The sequence below is a fragment of the Candidatus Albibeggiatoa sp. nov. BB20 genome, assembly GCA_016744725.1.
Taxonomy (GTDB): domain Bacteria; phylum Pseudomonadota; class Gammaproteobacteria; order Beggiatoales; family Beggiatoaceae; genus Albibeggiatoa.
The window spans coordinates 1-5,739 of record JADGDW010000218.1 but is presented as its reverse complement, the minus strand read 5'-3'; the positions used below and the strand labels follow the sequence as shown (position 1 = coordinate 5,739).

4 protein-coding genes are annotated in these 5,739 nt (G+C 36.8%); all 4 read right to left on the bottom strand.

Translation table 11 applies throughout. The annotated features are described in order from the left end of the window. Positions 1-225: 225 nt before the first annotated feature. The 4 genes from ABXH34_RS17300 to metX all read right to left on the bottom strand — a co-directional run bounded on the left by ABXH34_RS17300 (position 226) and on the right by metX (position 5,379). Positions 226-360 (bottom strand): hypothetical protein, encoded by a 135-nt coding sequence (locus ABXH34_RS17300; RefSeq protein ID WP_353573135.1) that lies wholly within the window; start codon positions 358-360, stop codon positions 226-228. 405 nt (positions 361-765) lie between these two features. Then, the gene (locus tag ABXH34_RS17295; RefSeq protein WP_353573134.1) at positions 766-3,243 is read right to left on the bottom strand and encodes an Ig-like domain-containing protein; all 2,478 of its coding nucleotides are present in this window, start codon (positions 3,241-3,243) and stop codon (positions 766-768) included. A gap of 376 nt (positions 3,244-3,619) precedes the next feature. Next, the gene (gene metW / locus ABXH34_RS17290; protein WP_353573133.1) at positions 3,620-4,231 is read right to left on the bottom strand and encodes a methionine biosynthesis protein MetW; all 612 of its coding nucleotides are present in this window, start codon (positions 4,229-4,231) and stop codon (positions 3,620-3,622) included. A gap of 11 nt (positions 4,232-4,242) precedes the next feature. Then, a complete protein-coding gene (metX, locus tag ABXH34_RS17285) occupies positions 4,243-5,379 on the bottom strand; it encodes a homoserine O-succinyltransferase MetX (protein ID WP_353573132.1) in 1,137 nt (378 codons plus the stop codon). Positions 5,380-5,739 lie beyond the last annotated feature (360 nt).

Below are 5,739 nucleotides of genomic sequence, written 5' to 3'. Positions count from 1 at the left end.
TTATTAATCTCTCTCAGTCCTTGGTGGACTTATTATATTTTTTTATTATTATAGAAATGTTATCAAATGATTTTCATCATAAGTATTTTAAGTATTTATTGGCGTTTATTAGGCTTAGTTTGTCATTAAGCTGAACAACTGACAAATCAATCAATTTGAAAAGGTTAGAAAAACGATTGATAGCCCATAACAACTTTGCACTGAAAACTTGATTCAGAAGCTGCTTTAACTTAATTTCTTCAAAACTCGAATCAATGCTTGGATATGTAATTGGCTATCTTCTGGTTGGTTTTTGTAAAAATGGGTAATCTCAAGTAAGAGTTGATTTTTATATACTTCAATCTCATATTCAGACTTCACTTAGTTTCCAGTAATTTTTTGGTTTTCTAATGGTGAGTAGTGTGTTAATTATCTGATATTTATCTAAATTTTCTAAAATGCTTTGTTGCAATTTTCCGATTGAGTTTGTATTAAGAATAGAACATTATTCAATTCAGAGATTTAACTGTACTCTTAGGCATAGGGTTGGTCACCTTGTTCGAACACTTTCCTTCTCTAAATCTCTTGAAAACCATACTTGGTGCTATTTGGAGCTTTTTTCATCATTACAACAAAAGTATTCAAAAATATTCTTTAACCACTATTCAATAATAAATAAGATTAAAGCACTATCTTGGACAGGGCTACCAGTATTCTTATATCATAAGAGAAATTGGAAACTATAGAAGCCTCTTCAAATAGTGCTGTCACGGAACTGAGATATAATTATTCTAGTTCTGATAATGACATAAAGTAAGCAGTACAGATTTTATCTGAATTCATGACCAGTTGTTCCGCTACGTCACAATGCCCTTCCCAGTGGTCAAATTTCCAGTTGTTTGAGGCTCTAATTTGGAAATCTAAACTCTGTTTCTCAGGATAAACCTGCACACACTCTGTAGTACAACCATTAACTGAGCCATGCCCATCTATTTTGAGCGTGAGGGTGAATTTACCTTTACAAGGCTGAGTACTTATTGTGGTATGGGCTGGAGGAGACTCTTTACCATTGAGACGATAGGCTTTAACAGTATAATTATAAGTCATACTGCAAGTAAAATTGCTATCACGATAACCAACAGTATGGGCTGTGGTTTTTCCTATCAACTGTCCATCACGCTCAATAATATAGCCATCTTCACTATTATTGGTATCAATCCAAATCAAGTTAATATATTGGTTACCAAGAGGAAATGATACTAAATCATCTGGTGCTTTCAGCTCGGAACATAGGACAGTTTGTACTGAACTTTTAGTCGATTCTAAAGAACGACCTTTTTTATTCACACTAAATAACTCATAGGCATACATGGTATTACAGCGGACTTCAATATCTTGATAAGCACGTGCATTTTCAGCAAGTTCTGCTAATTTAACCCCATCACGCTTTAAAACAAAATGTTCTTCATTATCACTATTATCTTGCCATTTGAGTAACACTTGATTATCTACCAATACTTTTGCAACCAGCTTATCAGGAGCAAGTGGCGGCTGTTCTGCATCATTATCTATAATCGTGATGTCAATTGTATTGGTATTTTTCCCATCAACACTAAACGCTAGGTGTTCATTGGCATAAATCATGTCTTGAGTGCGGACTAAATGAGAAAGCGTTGCACTGTGCTCACCCTCAAGCTCATTGTCTGGAATCGCCGAAATTTGTATATTTTGAGCCTGATACCAAGTTTCAGTATCAAATAATAAATTATTTGGATAAACCATGACTTGATTATCATAAGGCAGGATTTTGATGTTAACAGGCTTTTGCGGCACAGTGCTTAAGTAAATAGCATAGCTATCCGTTGTTTCTTCCTCTATGAGCTGGTTTCCGCCATTGGTTTGTTTAATCACAATACCCGCATCATTATCTTGTATTGGAAATCTTAGGACAGAGGTTAAATTATGATAATCTCTATCTTTGCTTTGGGTCTGATGCTGTACCGTTCCTTGATGCCAACCTTCGACCATTTCATCATCTGTTGGTACAAGGAAGATATTGACAGGCTGTGTATCTTCTAAAATAAAGCTGACGGCTTGCCCCACCTCCGCACCATTAATACTCAATTGTTGATCTGGCGTAATGCTTAACTCAACGGCTGCTGTGGGTATTTGAGATAAAGAAATAGCGTAACTATCCCCCATTCCATCTTCAGATAATTCATATTCTTTGCGCGGTTTTGTATGATAAATTAGTACTTTAGGCTGAACTTTATGAATGAAGTCTTGTTGAGTTGAGCTAGGACTAAAATTATTATCACCTGCATATTCTGCATGAAAAATATAGTCTTGGTATTCAGATAATGTGATTCGACATAAGCCCTTGCCTCTATTTTCTGGTTTCAGCTTATAGTGGCAACTTTGCACACCATTGCTCACAGTCACTAAACCTGTGGGATTCACTCCAGATGGGCTAGTTACTTGGAAAAATAGTACAACAGGCTGAGAGATTTGACTTAAAGGAGGAAAGGAGCGTAATAATTTAATCTCAGATTCAACAGGCATAACCGTAATATAAAACATAGTGCTGGTATATAAACCCTCAGGATCAGTAGCTTTGATCGCAATTTGGCTGTATCCACTTTGTTTATAGGTCAATTCTATAAAGTTCTTTCTAATCTGTGGATGCACAATATTGGGATGTGTATTTTCAGCAACGTCATAAGTCATTTCATGGCGTTCATTGTCCACATCATAAAAGTATTTATCTAATCTATAGGCCTGAATGGGCGAGCCATAAGGTACTTCAATATTTTTAGTTCCAAGCGAAGTAGGCTCATCATTAACAGGATGGATTAATATAGAAATATCTATAATATCAGTACTTTTAAATACATCAGATACTAGGACTTTAAAGCTGTCAGTGCCATGATAATGTCGGCTAGGAGTATAGTTAATTGTCTGAACATTATTACTGCCTGTCATACTGATTGAGCCATGTCGAGCTTTAGCCGCTAATGCCCATGTGAGTTTATCGTATTCAGCATCAGACGCAGTGAGAACAAAAGCATAAGCAGTTGGTTGGCCTGTTGCCTCATCGCTATTATCTTCTTGCAAGGTGATTTTTAGCTGCTCACCTTCCATAATCTGCGGCGGTGTATTATCCAGTGCAGCCGAAGGCGTTGTATCAATACCTGCACTTTGCAATGGCCAGAGCAGCATGATATAAATTAGACTAATACTGATTAAATGTGGCTGTGATTGCATTAGGTGCTTGTAATGTTGCTCAGAAAATATCAAAACTTTAGCGGAAAAAATAGACAAGTCAATTTGATTTTTTGATTAACTGATAGTGAATACAGATTGCATTTCTTTTAGAGTCATCATAGTAACTGTTTTTATAAAGAACATCTTATCCCTATTGATGCAGTAAAACAAAAAAACGATGGCTTGAATGAAAATACTCCCAACACTGGCGCGAATATTAAACGCTAGTAGATTGTATATTACAGCTGATATGGAATCGAATCATTCATTGTTAAATAAGAAATTATTCTCGATCAAAAGTTTAAATATAAAAACAAGCTTTTTTCAAAAACGGCCAGCTTAATTCCACGTCAGCTATATTAACTATCCAGAACGATCAACCTTTTTGGATTTGATAAATCGCAATCTCACCAAACAAATTGGGCGCAATATTCATTAATAAGCGCGTTCGATGATCGGGGTCAACAACGGCTCGGCGAGTGATTTCAATACCTAAATCATTACATAATTTTTCAAAATCACGAATGGTACATAAATGAATATTTTCTGTATCATACCATTCATCAGGCAATGCAGGTGAAATGGGCATAACGCCTCTCAAACCTAATGAAACTCGACATGTCCAATGTCCAAAATTAGGAAATGTTACAATGCCTTGACCTCCTACACGTAACATTTCTAATAACAATAAATCAGGACGACGAATAGTTTGCAAAGCTTGTGTCATGACGACGTAATCAAAACTGCTGTGTAAAAAATCACATAGACCTTTATTCAAATCATCCAAGTCGAAATGAATCACATTGATGCCATCAGCCACACAATTTTCGATATGAACTTCATTAATTTCTAAGCCATAACCTGTAACTTCACGTGTATCACGTAAGTGTTTAAGCAATATCCCATCACCACAACCCAAATCCAAAATATGCGACCTTGGTTGAACCCATTCGCTAATTAAAGCCAAATCACTGCGTAATTTAATCATGGTAATATTCCTTATATTTCAATCCGTTGTATATAAGCATTGAACACTTTGTTATAGTGTGGAATCGGCATTAGGAATGCGTCATGGCCATGATTTGCTTTGACTTTGACATAGTTAACGGACTTTCTGTTATCAATGAGTGCTTTGACAATTTCTTCTGAGCGTTCGGGTGAAAATCGCCAATCGCTAGTAAAAGACATGACTAAGAATTTCGCCTTAACTAAAGACAAAGCATCAATTAATTTTCCATCGTGACGACTGGAAGGATCAAAATAATCTAATGCTTTGGTCATTAATAAGTAAGTGTTCGCATCAAAGTGATTGACGAAGGCTTCACCTTGGTAACGCAAATAACTTTCGACTTGGAATTCGACATCAAAGCCAAATTTAAGTTCACCTTTACGCAATTCACGCCCAAACTTGCTTTTCATCGAATCATCAGAAAGATAAGTAACATGGCCGAGCATCCGCGCCAAGATTAAACCTTGTTTGGGAACAGTATTATGCTCATAGTAATGACCTTCATGAAAATCAGGGTCTGTGATAATGGCTGTACGGGCAATTTCATTAAATGCAATATTTTGTGCTGACAATTTTGGCGCAGCGGCAATCACAACGCAATAGCGTAGTCGATCAGGATAATCAATGGCCCATTGCAATGCTTGCATTCCGCCTAAACTGCCGCCGATAACCGCAGCCCATTGTTTAATTCCTAAAACATCAGCTAACCGAGCTTGGCTATTAACCCAGTCTTCAACTGTAATTAATGGAAAATCAGGCCCATAAGGCTTGTTTGTTACAGGATTATTGGAGACAGGCCCAGTTGAACCCTTGCATCCTCCTAAATTATTTAATGAAACAACAAAAAAGCGACTGGTATCAATTGGTTTCCCCGGCCCAATGTGGTTATCCCACCAACCGGGTTTGTCATCATCTTCGCTATGATAGCCTGCAGCATGATGGTCGCCACTGAGTGCGTGGCAGATTAAAATGGCATTGGTGCAATCTGCATTTAGCTCACCGTAAGTTTCATAAATAATGTCATAATGAGGTAGAGTACGCTGACATTTAAGTTCGAGAGGTTCAGCAAAATGGTGTGTTTTTGGCGTGATGATGCCAACGCTATCTGGTGGTATCGTTTCTGGCATGGCATTTTCCCTATTTTTGTATCGTGCAATCCAATCACCTCAATTCTAACAAAAAAAATCATTAAAGCTGCAAGATAAACTTAAATTTCTTATTTAGAATGTATGTATGCTTTGCCTGTTGTTGTAATCGGTGCATCTGGTCTGAGTTGAGTATGCACCTGATGCTATCTTGTAAAAGCGTGGCAATTGGCCATTATTTATTCATCTCGGTGGAACTCGGTATCGCTTGATTCCTGATTAATTTAATTACATAAAAAACAAGCAATATCAGTAATATAATCTCATAAAAAAGTTTTGAACAATACCAGTGATGAGAGTTTATAGAGTTTTTCTCGTTCCACGCAATGCGTGGAATGACTA